Genomic DNA, 16,053 nt, shown 5'->3' with positions numbered 1-16,053 from the left:
GATATGAGAGAGTTCGGGGCATTCGTCAAGAAAGAGTTCTACCACATCCTGCGCGACAAGCGGACGATGCTCATCGTGCTCGTCATGCCTGTCGTACTCATCATCCTGTTCGGCTTCGCGCTCTCGACCGAGGTGCGCAACGTCAATATCGCCATCCTCTCGCCGTCGTCCGACCCGACGGTGCGGCAGATAGCCGAACGACTCGACGCCAGCGAGTATTTCACCGTAACGCAGTGGCTCGACAAGCCGGAAGAGATAGACGAGGTGATGAAATCGGGAGAGGTGCAGCTCGTGGTGGCCTTCGGGCAGAACTTTTCGGGCGGGATGCTCTCGCCGGACGGTTCCCAGATGCAACTGATAGTGGATGCCAGCGACGCCAACATGGCCCAAAGCTACACATCCTATGCGAGCGGCATCATAGCGGCCTTCGGAAACGAAATGGCCTCCGGCGGAACGGAGAGCGGCATCCTCACGCAGGTGCAGTTCCTCTACAACCCGCAGATGAAATCGGCCTACAACTTCGTGCCCGGCATCATGGGGCTCATCATGATGCTGATTTGCGCCATGATGACCTCCATCTCCATCGTCCGCGAAAAGGAAACGGGAACCATGGAGGTGCTGCTCGTATCCCCCGTGCGGCCCATCTACATCGTGGTTTCGAAGATGGTACCCTACTTCGTGCTCTCGTGCATCAACCTGGCGACCATCCTGCTGCTCTCGGTCTTCGTGCTGGGGGTACCTGTGGCGGGCAGCCTTGCGGCGCTGTGGCTCGTGTCTCTCATCTACATCATCGCCAACCTCTCGCTCGGTCTGCTCATTTCGACCATGGCCCAGCAGCAGGTCATCGCGCTGATGTTCTCCGGATTGTTGCTTATGATGCCGACCATGCTGTTGTCGGGAATGGTCTTTCCGATAGAGAGTATGCCCTGGCCGCTTCGCGGTATCTCATGCATCCTGCCGGCCCGGTGGTACATCACGGCCGTCCGCAAACTGATGATACAGGGCCTCCCCATGATTTACGCATGGAAAGAGATTGTCATCCTCGCATCCATGGCCGTCGTACTGATAGGCGCGAGCCTCAAGAAACTGAATAACCGACTCGAATAATGACACTCAAGTATCTGCTCGAAAAAGAGTTCAAACAGTTTTTCCGGCATAAGTTCATGCCGAAACTCGTCGTGTTATTCCCCCTGATGATAATGGTGCTCATGCCGTGGGCCACGACCCTCGATATCAAGGACATCAACACCATCGTGGTGGACCACGACGCCAGCACGATGTCGAGCGACCTGGTCAAGGCGGTCAATGCCTCGTCGTACTTCCGGCTGCGGGATGTCACGGAGAGCTACGAACAGGCGGTGGATGCCATGGAGTTCGGCGATGCCGACCTCATCGTGGAGATTCCGTCGGGATTCGAGGAAGACTACATCCGGGACGGTTCGGCCGACCTGCTCGTCTCCATCAATACGGTGAACACCACCAAAGGGGTATTGGGCCGCGCCTACATCCAGATGCTCACGACGGAGTTCTCGGCGGGCGAACCCTCCCCTGCACAAGCCGCTCCGGCGCTCGTTCCCCGGCTCGAAATGTTCGTCAAAAACATGTACAACCCTCTGCTGGACTACAAGCACACGATGGTTCCCGGCCTGATGGTTGTGGTCGTCATGCTTCTGTGCGGCTTCATGCCCGCAGTCAATATCGTACAGGAAAAGGAGCTCGGCACCATCGAGCAGATAAACGTAACGCCCGTATCGAAACTCTCGTTCATCCTCGCCAAACTGATACCCTTCTGGATAATCGGCATCTTCGCGCTGGTGGTCAGCATGCTGCTCGCATGGCTCATCTACGGCCTGTGGCCCGTGGGAAGCCTCTGGAACATCCTCCTCTTCACCGGGCTCTTCATCCTCACCATGACGGGCATGGGGCTCATCATCTCCAACAGCTCCTCCACCATGCAGCAGGCCACGTTCGTGATGCTCTTCTTCGTGATGATATTCGTCATGATGTGCGGGCTCCTGACACCGGTAGGGAGTATGCCCGACTGGGCGCAGGCCATCGCGGCCGTCAATCCGACGAAATACATGGTGGACGCCATGCGGGGAATCTATCTGAAGGGGAGCGACCTCTCCGACCTTTGGCGCGAGGCTACGGCTCTCGCGGCGATGGCACTGATACTGAACGTCTGGGCCATCCTGAGTTACCGCAAGAACAGTTGATGCCGGGCAGGCTCTCCCCGGAGAACCCGGACGCAAAAGATATCCCATCGCAGGTTTGACCGAACAAGGAAGAGAGACGAACGGAAAAGGTTATGCCAGTTCGACCTGCGTCACCTCGATACCGATGCGCTTGAGGAGCAGAATGCCGTCGTCGCTGTGGTAGTCGTCGCAATAGACCACCCGCTTGATACCCGCCTGGATGATGAGTTTCGCACATTCGATACAGGGTGCGGCGGTGATGTAGAGCGTGGCTCCGTCGCCGTTGTTGGCACTTTTGGCCAGTTTGGTAATGGCGTTGGCCTCGGCGTGGAGCACATAAGGTTTGGTCTTGCCCGTCACCTCGTCTTCGCAGATGTTCTCGAACCCGGAGGGGGTACCGTTGTAACCGTCGGATATTATCATCTTGTCCTTGACAATCAAGGCTCCCACCTGCCGGCGGATGCAATAGGAGTTCTCCGCCCATATCTTCGCCATGCGGATATAGCGCATGTCCAACTGCCTCTGTTTCTCCTCGTGATATCCCATTACGACAAATCTTACTTCCTCAGAATAATTTTTTCCGGCCTGCCGTCACCACGAAATCTTTCAGGTAAGCCGGTTCGAAGTAGGCGGTATCCTCCACCTGTCCCGCGTCGAGCCGTGCCTGCGCGAGCCGGCACAGCCCCCGTGCCGAGGGGCGGACATCGATGAACCGGACGCCCTCGGCCGGAAGCACCCCGACCGTCTTGGCCGCACCGCTCCCGAAAACGAAAAACTCCCCTTCGGGACGGATGAACCTGCCGAAACTCCCGGACGTCACCACCTCGGCCGCCACCTCCGAACGACTCTCCAGCGAGGTGTCGAACACCTCGGCATAGACCTCCATCCGGCGGGCGTCTATCATGGGACACAGCAGGGCGGATTCCCATTGCGCGGAGCGGAACAGTCCCGCCTCACGGTCATCGCATGCGATAACCGCCATCGCGGCGAGCGAGTCCACCGCCAGCAGGGGAACATCCAACGCATAGCAGAGCCCCTTTGCGAACGACGTACCTATCCTCAGCCCAGTGTACGACCCCGGCCCCCGGCCGACCGCCACCGCATCCAGGCCGCGGGGAGATATTCCCGCCTCCCGAAAAAGTTCGTCGGCGAACAGGGCCACCTTGCGGGCATGGTCGCGTCCCGCCTCCTCCCGAAGGGAGACGAGCCGCCCCCCGCGGGCGAGCGCGACGGAACAGACATCCGTTCCGGTTTCTATGCAGAGTATGAGGGACATTTTTTATCCGTTTAGGAAGGAAGCGAGTTCCGCACGACGGGTTGCCATCCCCCGCACACCCGGCAGGGTACGACAGAAAAGGTCATCGCTTCATGGCGCGGTCCATCTCCCGCCGGGCATCCTTCTCCTTGATGTATTCGCGTTTGTCGTAACGTTTGCGCCCGCGGGCGAGCCCTATCACCACCTTGGCGAGTCCCCGCTCGTTCAGGAAGAGCCGCAGCCCCACAACAGTCACCGACTTGTCCTGCGAGGCCCGCTCCAGCTTGTCGAGTTCGCGCCTGTTGAGCAGCAGCTTGCGGTCGCGTTTGGGCTGGTGGTTGTTGTAGGTACCCCAATGATACTCGGAGATATTCAGCCCCCGGATGTAGAGTTCGTGGCGGTCGAAATAGCAGTAGCAATCCACCATGGAGGCCTTGCCGAGCCGGAGCGACTTTATCTCGGTACCGGTCAGGACGATGCCTGCGACATACTCTTCGAGTATCTCGTAATCGAACGCGGCACGCTTGTTCTTTATGTTTATCTTCTTGTTGTAATCCGCCATAGCTTAACCCTGCAAAGGTACATATTCCGCAGCGATAAACAAAAACCGGACCCGGCACGTACCAGCGGCCGGGGAGGCCCGTCACAGTATCAGTCTCGATATTTTTTTCGCAATCCGGGTACGCACTTCGTTGAGCGCGGCGATGTTCTCCATGATGGACATCTGCTCCTCCTCGGAGAGTGCCTCGTCGGCCAGACTCTCCTTCAGTTTTCCGATAATGGCCTCGATGGTCTTCGACTTATAGAGGGTGACGACACGGGGTATAAGTTCCGAAAGGCGCTCCTCCTCACTGTCGAGAAAAATCTCGTGACGTTTCCACAGCTCGCTCATCACATAGTTGGTATCCGAGGTGAGAATATCCACCGCCGCATTGCACACCAGCGGATCGGCATGGTTCGTAAAGTAGTGCTCCGGTACCTTGACACCTTCGCCGAGTTCGGCATAGTGCTGCTCGTAGCACTCGTACAACGCCCTGTATTGGGGATTCCGGATGGAGACGTCGTCGCGCAGGTCGCTGAAAATAGTCTCCGCTACGTTGAATTTCACGAGGTTGCGCCCCTCCTTGTGTTCGAAATAGAGATGACCGTACTTCATCAGGTATCCCACTATCTCCTTCTCCAGCTCGTCCATGCTGCTGCCTGCGGTCACACCCTTGAGCGAGGCCGGCAACGCGGCGGCCTGCTCTTCGCGGCGGCGCTGAGCCTGCATGCTGCGCAGAAAATCGCCGGTCTGGCGGTCGTACTGCACCGAATGGCGTTTGCGGGCCACCTCGGCCACGAGTACCTGCTCGTCCACATCCATGCTCTTCGCACAGTCCTTGATGAAAACCGAACGGACAATCGGGTCGGGTATCTCGGAGATGGACTGCACGATATCGGTGACCAGTGCCGCCCGCTTCAGCGGGTCGTCCCCTGCGTCGGCCATCAGCAGGCGTGTCTTGAAACGAATGAAATCCTCTTCGTGCCCCTCGATGTAGGCCCTGACCTCCTCTGCCGAATGCGAACGGCCGAACGAATCGGGGTCTTCGCCGTCGGGCAGCAGCACCACCCGCACGTTCAACCCCTCGCGCAGTATCATGTCGATACCGCGGAGCGACGCCTTGATACCTGCCGAATCGCCGTCGTAAATGACGGTAATGTTCTTCGTAAAACGGCTGATGAGCTTTATCTGGTCTGCCGTCAGGGAGGTACCCGACGAAGCCACGACATTCTCGATGCCCGTCTGATGCATCCGCATCACGTCCGTATAGCCCTCCACGAGAATGCAGAAGTTTTCGCGCACGATGGCGTTCTTCGCATGGTAGATGCCGTAAAGGCTGTGGCTCTTGCTATATATGAGGCTTTCGGGAGAATTGAGGTACTTGGCCGTCCGGTCGCTCGTCTTCAGCACCCGCCCGCCGAAAGCGATGACGCGGCCGCTGATGGAGTAGACGGGAAATATCACCCGGCCCGTGAAACGGTCGTAATAACCGCCCGTCTCGCGCTTGATGGTGAGTCCCGTTTCGGTGAGGAACTGCTCCTTGTAGCCGGCACCGAGCGCCGCCATGGTCATCGCGTCGCCCTTGGCCGGACAGTACCCCAACGCGAACTTGCGCACCGTGGCATCCGTGAAACCGCGCTCACGGAAGTACCCCATTCCCACGCTCAGCCCTTCATCCGTATCGTGCAGCACATGCTGGAAATAGTCGGCGGCCCAACTGTTGACGACCATCATGCTTTCGCGGTCGTCGTTCCGCCTGGCCTCCTCCGGAGTCAGCTCCTTCTCCCGCACCTCGATGCCGTATTTCTTCGCCACATACTTGAGTGCCTCGGCATAGGTCATCTTCTCGTGCTCCATGACGAAGGTCACGGCATTCCCGCCCTTGCCGCAGCCGAAACACTTGAAGAGCCCCTTGGCCGGAGAGACGATGAAAGAAGGGGTACGTTCGCTGTGGAAAGGACAGCATGCCTGGTAGTTCGCCCCCTTCTTCTTGAGGGTGACGAAGTCGCTCACCACCTCCACGATGTCTGCGGCGGCATAGATGCGGTCCACTGTTTCCCTGTCTATCATCTCGTGCGTAAGGATTACGGATTGCAAATTTACGAATTTTCCGGGCACCGTTTGCGGACGGCAGGGGGTTTTCGCCCGCACCTTCCCGGCGACGGTTCTCCTCCGCCACTGAAGACAAAGACAGAACGGAACTCCGTGCGGCCCGGTTCCACAGACAGCCGGGAAAGCGTTCGGCTCCTCCTGCCGGCCCGCCGCGGCAGACCCGTCAGAAGGGGAAGAGCAGCGGCAGCACGAATATCATCACGACCCCCATCACGACCTGCAGCGGCAGCCCCACCCGGATATAGTCTCCGAACCTATATCCGCCGGCACTCATCACCAGCGCGTTGGGCGGTGTGGAGAAGGGCGAGGCGAAACACATGCTGGCCGAAACGGCCACGGCGAAAAGGAAAGGATAGGGACTGACGCCCATGCGCAGGGCGGCATCCATGGCGATGGGGGCGAAAAGCACCGCCGTCGCCGTATTGCTGATGAACATGGTCGTGAGCGAAGTGACGAAATAGACCATTGCAAGCAGGCCCTGCGGCCCGATATCGCCGAGACCGTGCAGCAGGAATCCGGATATGGCAGCCGTGATGCCGGTCTTGTCGAAGGCCGTGGACATGGGTATCATGGCGGCTATCAGCACTACGCTGGCCCAGTTGATACTGGTATAGGCCTCCTCCATGTTGCGCAGGCATCCGGTCAGCACCATGAATACGGCCGCCAGCAGCACGGCCGCTACGCCCGGAATGACATCGAGCACCATGAGCAGTATCATGCCCGCCATGATGAGGGCGGCCATCGGCGCCTTCCGGTCGAGTGTCACGCGGGCGGCCCGCTTCTCCGGCTGCCCCAACAGCACGAACTCATCGGTGTACTCCTCCAGAGCGGTGATATTGTCCCAGGTTCCCTGAATGAGCAGGGAGTCCCCGGCATGCATCTTCACATCGCGCATATCGCCGAGGTCATACTCCCCGTGACGCTTTATTCCAAGAACATTCACGTTGTACAGCTCCCTAAAGCGGCTGTCCGCCACCGTATGGTTTATCAAGTGCGAGTTGGGCATGATGAACGCCTCGGCATACCCGGTGTCGGCGGTCTCCCCGGACGATTTGGGACTCCACTCGGTCGCTACGAGTCCCTGCTCCGCCACGAGGCGGTCCACATGCTCCTCGCTGCCGTGCAGGTGCAGGACGTCGCCCGCCAGAATCACGCTCTCCGGCCCGGCCACCTCTTCGGTGGTTATCCTGCGGAACCGGGTCTGCGGCGCATGGATGATACGCCCCACGCTCACATCGTAAAGGGAACCGATGCGAAGCTCCTTGAGCGAACGGCCGACCATGGGCGATGCGGCGGGAACCTCCACCTGAAAACTCAGGTGCACGAGGTTATACTCCTCCACGAGTTCGGCCAGCGTCTTCGCCTTCCGTTTTTCGTTCCGCTTGCCTTCGTCCTTCCGAACGAGCAGGCGGCTCAGGAAATAGAGCACCCCAATGCCTACCGCCACGACCACTGCTCCGACCGGGGCGAACGAGAAGAAACCGAGCGGCTCCATGCCCGCATCCACCAGCGCCTCCTGTATGACGAGGTTGGGCGGGGTACTTATCAGGGTAAAGAGTCCCATGCTGCTGGCGAATGCCATGGGCATCAGGTAACGGCTCGAACTGATGCCGGACGATGCGGCCATGCTCATCACGATAGGCAGCATCACCGCCACCGTACCCGTATTGCTCACGAAGGCCCCTATCAGGGCGGTAACGAGCATCACGAGGACAAAAAGCACGTTCTCGTTCTTGCCGCCGATACGCAGGATACGACTGCTTATCATCTTGGCGAGACCGGTGCGGAAGATGCCCGCACCCACGACGAACAGCCCCACCATCATTATCACCACCGGACTCGCAAAACCCGAAAGCGCCTCGGCGGGAGTGAGTATGCCGAATATCAGCAAGGCGAGCAGGGCGCAGAGCGCGACAATATCGGACCTGACCTTACCGCTCATGAAAAAGACACATGAGACGATAAGTATAGCCAGCGTCATTACAGAGGGGGATAGTAAAGACACCATAAAATTACCGTATGCATTGATTGAATCTGCAAGATAGGGATTAACTGCGAAAAATACAATCGTCTGCATGTTTCGGAGTATGGGAGACCGGACGGGACATCCGTCTCCGGAGGGCTGCGATACCGATTGGCCTCTTTTTTGAAGTAAGGTCTTTGTAAGCCGGGCAACCGGCCAGAAACAAGACTTAAAATACACGGTCATGAAGAAAGAAGAATACAGGGAAGCACGCAGGGAGTTCGGCGAAACCGCTGCGGGGCTCGGGAAAGAGGTACGCAAAGAGGCACGCGAAGCGTACAGGAACGTCCGAGAAAGTGCGGATACACGCATGAAAGAGATAAAGGAGGAGCTCCGGGAAACGGAACGCATGGAGAAGACACTCGGCGACGGATGCTCCAGCCATAACATCCGGGAGGCTCGCGAAACCGCCCGGCGGGCGAAGGATATGGTCAATATGGAGGTCATAACGGCCCGCGCCGACTTCGACGACGACAAGGCCGATTTCCGGGAGGAGGTCGCAGAAGCCAGGCGCAGGATACGCGACGACGCCAAAGCGGGGACGGTCGCAGCCAAAACATACGACATCTCCGACCAGGCGCTGCGGGCGAAAGACGACATCGATGCAGACATGGCGGATTCGCTGGACCGCATGAGCCGGATTGGCAGGAATATCGGGAAATGATGCGGCACACGGGGAGCTCCTTTCGGAGAAAAGAATCCTCTTTTCCCGGCAGCGGAGACGAAAAAGCGCAGGCGAGCTTCCCAGCTTGCCTGCGCTACCATTCTAAAATCCTACCTAAAACTTAAACGCCCGTCCGCCTTGAACGGGCGGGTATATCTTAAAAACCACTTTCGTCATACGATGGAGAAACCTCCGTCCACGATGATATGCTGTCCGGTCACATAGCTCGAAGCCTGCGAGGAGAAATAGAGGATGGTACCGTTCAACTCCCCTTTCGCACCGGGTCTCGATGCGGGCGTCAGCGTATCGTACATCTGCATGAACGCTTCGTGCCTGAAGAGCGTATTCTCCGTCATTTCGCTCTCGAACAGTCCCGGTCCGATGGAATTCACCGTGATGTTGTCCGCTGCATAGGAGGCCGCCATCCCGACGGTCAATCCCTTCACAGCGGCCTTCGAGGCGTTGTAGGCGTGCCGCCACAACTCCGGTACCTTATCGGCCAGGGTGGCATTCACGGAGGATATATTCACTATCTTGCCGTATCTCCTTTCCCGCATATGCGGAACGACATACTTGCACATCAAGAACATCCCCCGGACGTTTATATCCATCGACCTGTCCCACTCCTCGGCGGTCAGTGTCTCCACACCGCCCGGAACAGCCACTCCCGCATCGTTGAGCAGGATGTCCACCCGTTCGAAGTAATCCATGATACGCTCCACCGCAGCCCGGACATCGTCTTCCCGCGAAACGTCGCAGGCAACCGGCAGAGCCTTCACCCCCTCTCCGCGGAGCTCCTCCGCCAAACTTTCGAGCCGCTCTTTCCTTCGTGCGACCAACGCCACGTCGGCCCCGTAAGCCGCATATGCCCGTGCGGCATCCGCACCCAATCCGCTCGAAGCACCGGTCACTACCGCTACCCGTCCTTTCAATCCGAATAAATCCATAATCTTCGCTTTTAAGAAATCCTCAATCGAACGGGGAATCCTCCCCTCCCTTCGATACAAGGACAATTTCTTTGCCAAAACGGATTTGTCCGGCCGCAGGGACGACCATGCGCCGCGGAATGCCAAACTCTCCAAAGAACCTTTCGGAACCGAAGTTCCCCGTGTTTCGTGCGGGTACGGTCTGCCGCCGCACCCGCACTATCCACTTCTAACCTAACTTACTATCCTAACTATTGCTTGCCCGGACTTCACAGTGCGGTATTGAAAACGTATCTGTTACACAAATAACTGTTATTTCGATAACACAAAAGTATAGCTTATTTTTTAATTCCAATAACGATTCATAATTTTTTTTCGAAAAAAACGGCGAAAAGATTAGGAATCCCCTTCAAACAAGTCCATAACCGCACTGCCCGGCCTCCGTTGCCATACCGTTCTCCGGTCTCGACACGCCGTACGGCATGCAAAGGCGAATGAACGGTCCGCCCCCATCGGCCGGCACTTCCTCATAAAACCTTCCCGCAGCGGATACGCTCTACGAAAGGCGAAACATCCGCCGGCTCCACTCCACGGCTGCGGCTCCTTATCCGTCGGTATTCGGACACTCCTCCGGAAAACTCTCTATTCCGCCGGCCAATTTCCGCCCCGACTCCTGTTCCTACCTGCAATTTGTCTCCGCTTCCACGCGGAACGGCACAATTCTTGAAAAAAATATACTATGCAATACATAGTATTAGGAAATAATCGTATATTTGCGATACAAAACAACATTAAACCGTATGAGCCATGAAGAAAACACTTAACGTAAACATAGGTTCCGTCGCATTCGTTATAGACGAGGATGCCTATTATATCCTGCGGAAATACCTCGACGACGTCGGAGAACGCTTCGAACCGGTAGAGGCCGCGGAGACGCTCAACGACCTGGAGATGCGCATAGCAGACATATTCAGCGAGAACCTTGCCTCACCGCGGCAGGTGGTAAACGCCGACCTCGTGCGCAAGGCGATAGCCATACTCGGGCGGGCGGACGAGTTCGGAGAACCGCGCCGCAGACCGGAGGGAAGGCAGGCTCAGGCCGACATCAAATGCCTGCGCCGTTCGCGCAGCAACCGGGTAATAGGCGGCGTATGCGGCGGACTGGCGGCCTATTTCGGCATAGACGTAGCGGTCGTACGCCTGCTGATGTTCCTGCTCATCTTCTTCGGCGGTATCAGCCTGTGGGTCTATATCATCCTGTGGATAGTGATACCTTCCGAGGCGTGAAATACGCCGTGCCGGCCGGCACGGACGCGGTCTGCAGCCGCGGCGGAAACAATGTATATAAACATAAAAGTCAAGAAAATGGAAATCATCAACGACAATAGGAAGCCCAGGAGGCTCTACCGCAGCCGCCGGCGCATCATCGGCGGCGTATGCCAGGGACTGGCCGATTATTTCAACGTGGACGTCGTACTCGTACGCATCATAGCTCTGTTCGCCCTCTTCTGCTTCTCGGCAGGGTTCTGGGTCTATCTGGTGCTGTGGATAGCCGTACCGCTCGAACCGGCTTCGGCGAACGGCGGCGATAATTACGGAAGGAGCTGAACATGGAACCCATCAATGTAGACAATGCAAAAGCGCAGATGCGCAAAGGCATTCTGGAGTACTGCATCCTGCTGATACTGTCGCGGGGCGACTCCTATGCTCCGAAAATCATTGCGGAGCTCAAAAACGCCCGGATGATAGTGGTGGAGGGTACGCTCTACCCCATCCTGACGCGTCAGAAGAACCAGGGACTCCTGTCGTACCGCTGGGAAGAGTCCCCGCAGGGCCCTCCCCGCAAATACTACTCCATCACGGACAAAGGCCGCGAGGCGCTGTCGCAGCTCGATGTCTCGTGGGATGAACTGATAGCACAGATAGCACAAATCCGCGGCCGCTAACGGCAGGCCGTCCAAATTTCCGCACAGATGAAAGAGGTTGTGAAAGTGAGCATATCGGGCATCGCGTTCTCGTTCGACGCCGAGGCCTACCAGGTGATGAAGGATTACCTCGACAAGCTCGAAACAGGGTATGCGAAGAAACCCGACGGCCGCGAAATCGTGGCCGACATCGAAGCGCGTATCGCAGAACTCATACTGAACGAACAGGAGAGCGACAACGTGGTGAGCCGCGCACTCGCGGAATCGGTGGTGGCGCAGCTCGGTTTTCCGGACGATTTGGATACGGAAGAAGAACCGCCCGTGGAGAAGATTCCGAAAAGGCTCTACCGGAATCCCGACGGGGCGGTACTCGGCGGCGTATGCTCCGGACTGGCTGCCTATTTCCGTACCGACCCCGTATGGATAAGGCTCGCATTCTTCCTGCCGATGCTGCTGGTCATCTTTCCCACGGGCGACGCTTCGGCCTTTTTCGGTTCGATGTTCGTCATGTTCGTCGTCCTGTACATCATTCTCTGGATAGCCATTCCCATGGCGCGGACACCGCGGCAGAAACTCGAAATGCAAGGAGAAAAAGTGACTGCATCCTCCATACGGCAGACCTTCGCAGGGGACGCCTCGGCCATGCCGCCCTCCCCGAAGCGCCAGCGGTCGGCATCGGTCTGGGCGGATATCGTCTATGGGCTGGGACGCATCCTGCTCTTCCTGCTCAAAGCGGTAGTATTCTTCATCGCACTGGGCGTCGGCATCGCAGCCATCGGATGTTTCATCGCCATCATAGCCGTCCTGTTCAGCGCAGAACTGGTCGGCGGACGGATGGTACTGGAAAACTTCTCCGGCCTCGAGGGCATTACGCCCGGTCTCTATGCCGGACTGACGCTGCTGGCGATACTGATACCCCTCGTCCTCCTCGGATACTTCCTGCTCAAGGTACTCTTCGGCTCGAAAACCAACCGGACATTTCTGCTCGTCACATCGGTCATCTGGATGGCACTCGTGGTTTACCTCTCGGTCGTCACCATGCACAATGCCGACAGACTGCGCGACGGCGCCCGCAGACTCGAATACGAAATAGAGGAGTACGACGACTTCTACGACTGGTACCGGCACACGCCCGCCCTGCCCGATGATTGGGACGAACAGGGCGAGTGGAAAGAAGAGGAACTCCGCAAGGACAGCAGCATCGACGACCTCTACCGCGAATACCGCGAAGAGGACTGGGAAGATGACAATGTCCATGTAGAGATAACCGAACAGGACGGCAGGGTCACCATCCGCAAGGTGGTGGTCCATCCCGACAATCCGGCCGATACGCTCAGCGACGAACGCATCGTCATAAGCCGTCCCGGCAGGTATCCGGACCGGGGAAACGATTGAAAAACTTTAAAAATTCATACACATGGAAGTAATAAACGACAGCAGGCTGCCCGAGCAGCCGCACAGGAAAGGGGAGACCAACATAGCCGGCAACATCTACCTCGGCATCATCCTCGTCGCCATCGGAGTGATATGGCTCTTCTACAACACCGGCTGGATAGGCTACGGACTGTTCAACGCCCTCTTTTCATGGCAGATGCTGCTGGTAGCCGCGGGAGGTTACCTGCTTGCGGTCCGCCGCTGGAGCGCAGGCGTGATAATCGGAGGACTCGGAATCTTCTTCGTAGTCATGGACGCACTGGACATCAGCCTATCCTTCAACAAAATCGTCCTGCCGATACTGGTCATGGCAGCAGGCATCGCGCTGATAGTATCGCGGCTGGGAAAACGGTAAGCGGCACCGGGGTTCCTGCCCGTACGGACGGGACCTCGGTACATACTGCCGCCGAACAGCGGGTGGTCTCCGCCCTACTTGGCCCCGCACTTGGCAAACCTGTCAAAATAGATGTTCTTGCCATTGACAGAGAGCGGCACGGCATAGATGATGGCACAGTCATCGAGAAAGCCCAGCTCCTTCGCGGCAACGCCCGCCGAATAGAGAATCCGGTTGTCCACCCGGCAGTCCGCCGCTATGGCAACGGCGCTCCCTACGGCAATGCCGAGGTCGGTGACGTCGAATACGCACGGAACGGCCGGCGCACTGTCGCGTTTTTCGCGGCAGGTAGGGTATCCGCACAGTCCGCAGTTCAATCCCCGCACCGCACGGCGGGTACCGATGAGGACGACGGCTTGGGAGTTCTCCACATTGTCGGCATCGCGCAGGAAGAAGGCCTTGCTGTCGCGTTCGCCTATCTCACGCATCTTGCGGGCAAGACGGGAAAGGCGCGACAGACCCAATGCGGCGATTTCGAGATTATCCACTCCACACCCCTTGGGTGCCGTCCTCGCAGCCGACATCATCGCCTTGGCCACCGACATAACGTACTCTTCCCTTGATTCGTTCTCTCTGATTATCATAACGTTTTATATTTTACACTGACCCGGCCGCCTGCGGCGGCACATGCAAAGATACCGGTAATCCGGGCGAACGAACAAACGACAGGGGATGAAAATATTTCCGGAACCGCAGAACACGAAGCGGCTGCGGAAAGTTTGGAGCGGAAATTGCGGAAATAATCAATCGGAAAACAGAAATTTGTTCAAACACCAACTCATTAAAAACATCTTATTTATGAAAAAATTAGCATTCCTGTTGGTCGGCCTGGTCGCACTCCAGGCGACGGCATTCGCAGCAGACGACAAACCCGTCAAGGTCACGGACCTGCCCCAGACGGCACAGCAATTCATCTCGGACCATTTCTCCGGCCATAAGGTGGCGATGGCGAAAATGGATTCGGAACTCTTCGAAAAGAGCTACGAAGTCATCTTCACCAACGGCGACAAGGTGGAATTCGACCGTTCCGGCGAATGGACGGAAGTACAGTACCGGGAGGGTGCGGTACCTGCCGCGATAGTCCCTGCCGCAATTACGAAATACGTCACCGAGAACTATCCGGACGCCTACATCAGGAGTATCGAACGCGACCGCCACGCCTACGAAGTCAACCTCTCGAACTGGTGGGAAATCAAGTTCGACCTCAACTTCAACGTCATCGACCTGGACAATTGACCCGACCGCGGGTTTGAAACCTGCGCACATCGTTAACCCCATACAGAAACCGTTTATACACCGTCGGTCGGCAGTAAGCTGCCGACCGACGGTGTATACGACAATACGGGAACCTCTGCCTTGCTTCCTCCCGATTCCCGCCATCACCTGATGCGGGCGTATATTTTCCATGAATACACATCAAAAAACGACGCATCGCCTTGTCTATTCTTATATTTTACCTAACTTTAGTCTAAAGAAATACCACACTTATACACAAATACTCTAAACAGCTTTTAAAATGAAAAATTTCCTATTGCCGGTATTGGCAGCGATGCTGATGATACCGACGGCCTGCAGCAAAAGCGGCCATGCTGAACCGCCGGAACCGCTTCCGCGGGGACTGAGCTACTTTTATGTACAGAACAATCTGGATATAGACCTTGAGTTTTCAGGGCCTCATTATCAAGAGCCGGGAACTAATATCGTTCTGGAAGGATATTTTAGACCGGGAACGCCTGACCTCCCGAAAAGGTTCCAAGTCAATTTATACCGTAAAATACTTTTACCTGCACATACCAAAACGCTCGTAAAAGTATTTGAAAGCCCGGACAATACCGAACCGTTCAACTGTTTCTACTACTCCGATATCATCACGTTCCATGGAATATGCCAAGTATATCCGAAAGGAGATTGGGATTGGCGTCATAAAAATATATGGTCTTACGAACATTGGTACTATACGCGTACCGGTCAATGGACGGCCGAGTACGTTATGACCGTCGACCACGATATCTGGAACGATTGGTAGCAACCGATAATGCCTAAACACATCTTTAAACCCTAAAATTATGAAACCTGTTTCCAAATCCATTGCAGCATTGCTTGCTGCATCCATTCTGTTTTCTTGTACCGCAAACGAGAAAGAACATCAGGCAACACCAACGACGATTACGAAACCATAGCCGTCCTCGGACCGAACGAAGATACTTATTTCGACACATCCATCAACGTCAAGGCCGGATACAAATACAAAGAAGTCATCGAGTTAGGGGTAGCAGCACAAATCACACTGCATTTCCCGCAAACGGACAAGTACTGCGGGGAGAGTTCCATGCTCTATTTCGAGAATCCGGAACAATGGCTGGATTTCCCGAATTACGGGGCCCGGATACTGCTCAGCGAACAACCGTAAATCCAACTCGCATCGGTACGGGATATGCAAAAGGCCGGCAGACAGCCGGTCTTTTGCATTCGGGGGCGTCGTGCGCAGCAGGAGCGGCGGACGCAAGGACGAAACAAACGGGGGAAAGCGGTATCGCTTCCCCCCGAATGACGCTGTCGGCCGTTCTGACCGGACATGACTTTA

Annotated in this window: 18 protein-coding genes; 11 read left to right on the top strand and 7 right to left on the bottom strand. The window is 56.7% G+C overall.

What is annotated here, in order from left to right:
- The first annotated feature begins 3 nt into the window (after positions 1 to 3).
- Together BQ5361_RS09270 and BQ5361_RS09265 are read left to right on the top strand one after the other, a co-directional pair.
- Entirely contained in the window at positions 4 to 1,107 is a 1,104-nt protein-coding gene (locus tag BQ5361_RS09270; protein WP_035471237.1) for an ABC transporter permease, read from the top strand.
- Complete coding sequence (locus BQ5361_RS09265) at positions 1,107 to 2,216, top strand: ABC transporter permease (RefSeq protein WP_035471239.1); 1,110 nt, start codon at positions 1,107 to 1,109, stop codon at positions 2,214 to 2,216. The genes BQ5361_RS09270 and BQ5361_RS09265 overlap by 1 nt, the downstream gene beginning before the upstream one ends.
- Positions 2,217 to 2,306: 90 nt before the next feature.
- On the opposite strand, the gene BQ5361_RS09260 is transcribed toward BQ5361_RS09265, so the two are convergent.
- From BQ5361_RS09260 to BQ5361_RS09240, 5 genes are all read right to left on the bottom strand, one after another.
- A complete protein-coding gene (locus BQ5361_RS09260) occupies positions 2,307 to 2,741 on the bottom strand; it encodes a dCMP deaminase family protein (RefSeq protein ID WP_035471241.1) in 435 nt (144 codons plus the stop codon).
- 19 nt (positions 2,742 to 2,760) lie between these two features.
- Positions 2,761 to 3,471: a tRNA (adenosine(37)-N6)-threonylcarbamoyltransferase complex dimerization subunit type 1 TsaB gene (tsaB, locus tag BQ5361_RS09255; protein ID WP_035471244.1), complete on the bottom strand. Its 711-nt coding sequence runs from the start codon at positions 3,469 to 3,471 to the stop codon at positions 2,761 to 2,763.
- A gap of 82 nt (positions 3,472 to 3,553) precedes the next feature.
- On the bottom strand, positions 3,554 to 4,012 hold the full coding sequence (gene smpB / locus BQ5361_RS09250) for an SsrA-binding protein SmpB (RefSeq protein WP_022062849.1): 459 nt from the start codon (positions 4,010 to 4,012) through the stop codon (positions 3,554 to 3,556).
- Positions 4,013 to 4,093: 81 nt separating this feature from the next.
- The gene (dnaG, locus tag BQ5361_RS09245; protein WP_022062850.1) at positions 4,094 to 6,061 is read right to left on the bottom strand and encodes a DNA primase; all 1,968 of its coding nucleotides are present in this window, start codon (positions 6,059 to 6,061) and stop codon (positions 4,094 to 4,096) included.
- A 205-nt stretch (positions 6,062 to 6,266) separates the two neighbouring features.
- The gene (locus tag BQ5361_RS09240) at positions 6,267 to 8,111 is read right to left on the bottom strand and encodes an SLC13 family permease (protein ID WP_035471468.1); all 1,845 of its coding nucleotides are present in this window, start codon (positions 8,109 to 8,111) and stop codon (positions 6,267 to 6,269) included.
- Positions 8,112 to 8,310: 199 nt separating this feature from the next.
- On the opposite strand from BQ5361_RS09240, the gene BQ5361_RS09235 reads away from it, so the two are divergent.
- The gene (locus tag BQ5361_RS09235; protein ID WP_035471246.1) at positions 8,311 to 8,790 is read left to right on the top strand and encodes a hypothetical protein; all 480 of its coding nucleotides are present in this window, start codon (positions 8,311 to 8,313) and stop codon (positions 8,788 to 8,790) included.
- 173 nt (positions 8,791 to 8,963) lie between these two features.
- Here the strand turns inward: BQ5361_RS09235 and BQ5361_RS09230 are convergent, their stop codons facing one another.
- Entirely contained in the window at positions 8,964 to 9,737 is a 774-nt protein-coding gene (locus BQ5361_RS09230; protein ID WP_035471248.1) for an SDR family NAD(P)-dependent oxidoreductase, read from the bottom strand.
- Between the two features lie 786 nt (positions 9,738 to 10,523).
- Between BQ5361_RS09230 and BQ5361_RS09225 the strand changes: the two genes are divergently transcribed.
- The 5 genes from BQ5361_RS09225 to BQ5361_RS09205 all read left to right on the top strand — a co-directional run bounded on the left by BQ5361_RS09225 (position 10,524) and on the right by BQ5361_RS09205 (position 13,430).
- Complete coding sequence (locus BQ5361_RS09225) at positions 10,524 to 11,003, top strand: PspC domain-containing protein (protein ID WP_035471250.1); 480 nt, start codon at positions 10,524 to 10,526, stop codon at positions 11,001 to 11,003.
- Positions 11,004 to 11,081: 78 nt separating this feature from the next.
- Positions 11,082 to 11,324: a PspC domain-containing protein gene (locus BQ5361_RS09220; protein WP_081976759.1), complete on the top strand. Its 243-nt coding sequence runs from the start codon at positions 11,082 to 11,084 to the stop codon at positions 11,322 to 11,324.
- A 2-nt stretch (positions 11,325 to 11,326) separates the two neighbouring features.
- Positions 11,327 to 11,662, top strand: coding sequence for a PadR family transcriptional regulator (locus BQ5361_RS09215; RefSeq protein ID WP_022062856.1), 336 nt, complete (start codon positions 11,327 to 11,329; stop codon positions 11,660 to 11,662).
- Positions 11,663 to 11,689: 27 nt separating this feature from the next.
- Positions 11,690 to 13,036, top strand: a complete 1,347-nt coding sequence (locus tag BQ5361_RS09210) for a PspC domain-containing protein (RefSeq protein ID WP_052130924.1) — start codon at positions 11,690 to 11,692, stop codon at positions 13,034 to 13,036.
- 22 nt (positions 13,037 to 13,058) lie between these two features.
- The gene (locus BQ5361_RS09205; RefSeq protein WP_035471253.1) at positions 13,059 to 13,430 is read left to right on the top strand and encodes a LiaF transmembrane domain-containing protein; all 372 of its coding nucleotides are present in this window, start codon (positions 13,059 to 13,061) and stop codon (positions 13,428 to 13,430) included.
- Positions 13,431 to 13,504: 74 nt separating this feature from the next.
- On the opposite strand, the gene BQ5361_RS09200 is transcribed toward BQ5361_RS09205, so the two are convergent.
- Complete coding sequence (locus BQ5361_RS09200; RefSeq protein ID WP_022062859.1) at positions 13,505 to 14,053, bottom strand: ferredoxin domain-containing protein; 549 nt, start codon at positions 14,051 to 14,053, stop codon at positions 13,505 to 13,507.
- Positions 14,054 to 14,267: 214 nt separating this feature from the next.
- Between BQ5361_RS09200 and BQ5361_RS09195 the strand changes: the two genes are divergently transcribed.
- The 3 genes from BQ5361_RS09195 to BQ5361_RS09185 all read left to right on the top strand — a co-directional run bounded on the left by BQ5361_RS09195 (position 14,268) and on the right by BQ5361_RS09185 (position 15,879).
- Positions 14,268 to 14,705 carry a PepSY-like domain-containing protein gene (locus tag BQ5361_RS09195; protein WP_035471477.1) on the top strand — a complete coding sequence of 146 codons (438 nt, stop codon included), beginning with the start codon at positions 14,268 to 14,270 and terminating at the stop codon, positions 14,703 to 14,705.
- A gap of 280 nt (positions 14,706 to 14,985) precedes the next feature.
- Positions 14,986 to 15,495 carry a hypothetical protein gene (locus tag BQ5361_RS09190; protein ID WP_035471255.1) on the top strand — a complete coding sequence of 170 codons (510 nt, stop codon included), beginning with the start codon at positions 14,986 to 14,988 and terminating at the stop codon, positions 15,493 to 15,495.
- A gap of 96 nt (positions 15,496 to 15,591) precedes the next feature.
- The gene (locus BQ5361_RS09185; RefSeq protein WP_022062862.1) at positions 15,592 to 15,879 is read left to right on the top strand and encodes a hypothetical protein; all 288 of its coding nucleotides are present in this window, start codon (positions 15,592 to 15,594) and stop codon (positions 15,877 to 15,879) included.
- Positions 15,880 to 16,053: the final 174 nt, after the last annotated feature.

Source organism: Tidjanibacter massiliensis, assembly GCF_900104605.1.
In the GTDB taxonomy this organism is placed as follows: Bacteria; Bacteroidota; Bacteroidia; order Bacteroidales; family Rikenellaceae; genus Tidjanibacter; species Tidjanibacter inops.
Note: the sequence above shows the minus strand (reverse complement) of the source record. Positions and strands in the feature narration are given on the sequence as shown.

Excerpts from the sequence above, each read along its gene's own strand:
- BQ5361_RS09270 (WP_035471237.1), top strand. The coding sequence starts at position 4 with ATGAGAGAGTTCGGGGCATTCGTCAAGAAAGAGTTCTACCACATCCTG.
- BQ5361_RS09265 (WP_035471239.1), top strand. The coding sequence starts at position 1,107 with ATGACACTCAAGTATCTGCTCGAAAAAGAGTTCAAACAGTTTTTCCGG.
- BQ5361_RS09260 (WP_035471241.1), bottom strand. The coding sequence starts at position 2,741 with ATGGGATATCACGAGGAGAAACAGAGGCAGTTGGACATGCGCTATATC.
- tsaB (WP_035471244.1), bottom strand. The coding sequence starts at position 3,471 with ATGTCCCTCATACTCTGCATAGAAACCGGAACGGATGTCTGTTCCGTC.
- smpB (WP_022062849.1), bottom strand. The coding sequence starts at position 4,012 with ATGGCGGATTACAACAAGAAGATAAACATAAAGAACAAGCGTGCCGCG.
- dnaG (WP_022062850.1), bottom strand. The coding sequence starts at position 6,061 with ATGATAGACAGGGAAACAGTGGACCGCATCTATGCCGCCGCAGACATC.
- BQ5361_RS09240 (WP_035471468.1), bottom strand. The coding sequence starts at position 8,111 with ATGGTGTCTTTACTATCCCCCTCTGTAATGACGCTGGCTATACTTATC.
- BQ5361_RS09235 (WP_035471246.1), top strand. The coding sequence starts at position 8,311 with ATGAAGAAAGAAGAATACAGGGAAGCACGCAGGGAGTTCGGCGAAACC.
- BQ5361_RS09230 (WP_035471248.1), bottom strand. The coding sequence starts at position 9,737 with ATGGATTTATTCGGATTGAAAGGACGGGTAGCGGTAGTGACCGGTGCT.
- BQ5361_RS09225 (WP_035471250.1), top strand. The coding sequence starts at position 10,524 with ATGAAGAAAACACTTAACGTAAACATAGGTTCCGTCGCATTCGTTATA.
- BQ5361_RS09220 (WP_081976759.1), top strand. The coding sequence starts at position 11,082 with ATGGAAATCATCAACGACAATAGGAAGCCCAGGAGGCTCTACCGCAGC.
- BQ5361_RS09215 (WP_022062856.1), top strand. The coding sequence starts at position 11,327 with ATGGAACCCATCAATGTAGACAATGCAAAAGCGCAGATGCGCAAAGGC.
- BQ5361_RS09210 (WP_052130924.1), top strand. The coding sequence starts at position 11,690 with ATGAAAGAGGTTGTGAAAGTGAGCATATCGGGCATCGCGTTCTCGTTC.
- BQ5361_RS09205 (WP_035471253.1), top strand. The coding sequence starts at position 13,059 with ATGGAAGTAATAAACGACAGCAGGCTGCCCGAGCAGCCGCACAGGAAA.
- BQ5361_RS09200 (WP_022062859.1), bottom strand. The coding sequence starts at position 14,053 with ATGATAATCAGAGAGAACGAATCAAGGGAAGAGTACGTTATGTCGGTG.
- BQ5361_RS09195 (WP_035471477.1), top strand. The coding sequence starts at position 14,268 with ATGAAAAAATTAGCATTCCTGTTGGTCGGCCTGGTCGCACTCCAGGCG.
- BQ5361_RS09190 (WP_035471255.1), top strand. The coding sequence starts at position 14,986 with ATGAAAAATTTCCTATTGCCGGTATTGGCAGCGATGCTGATGATACCG.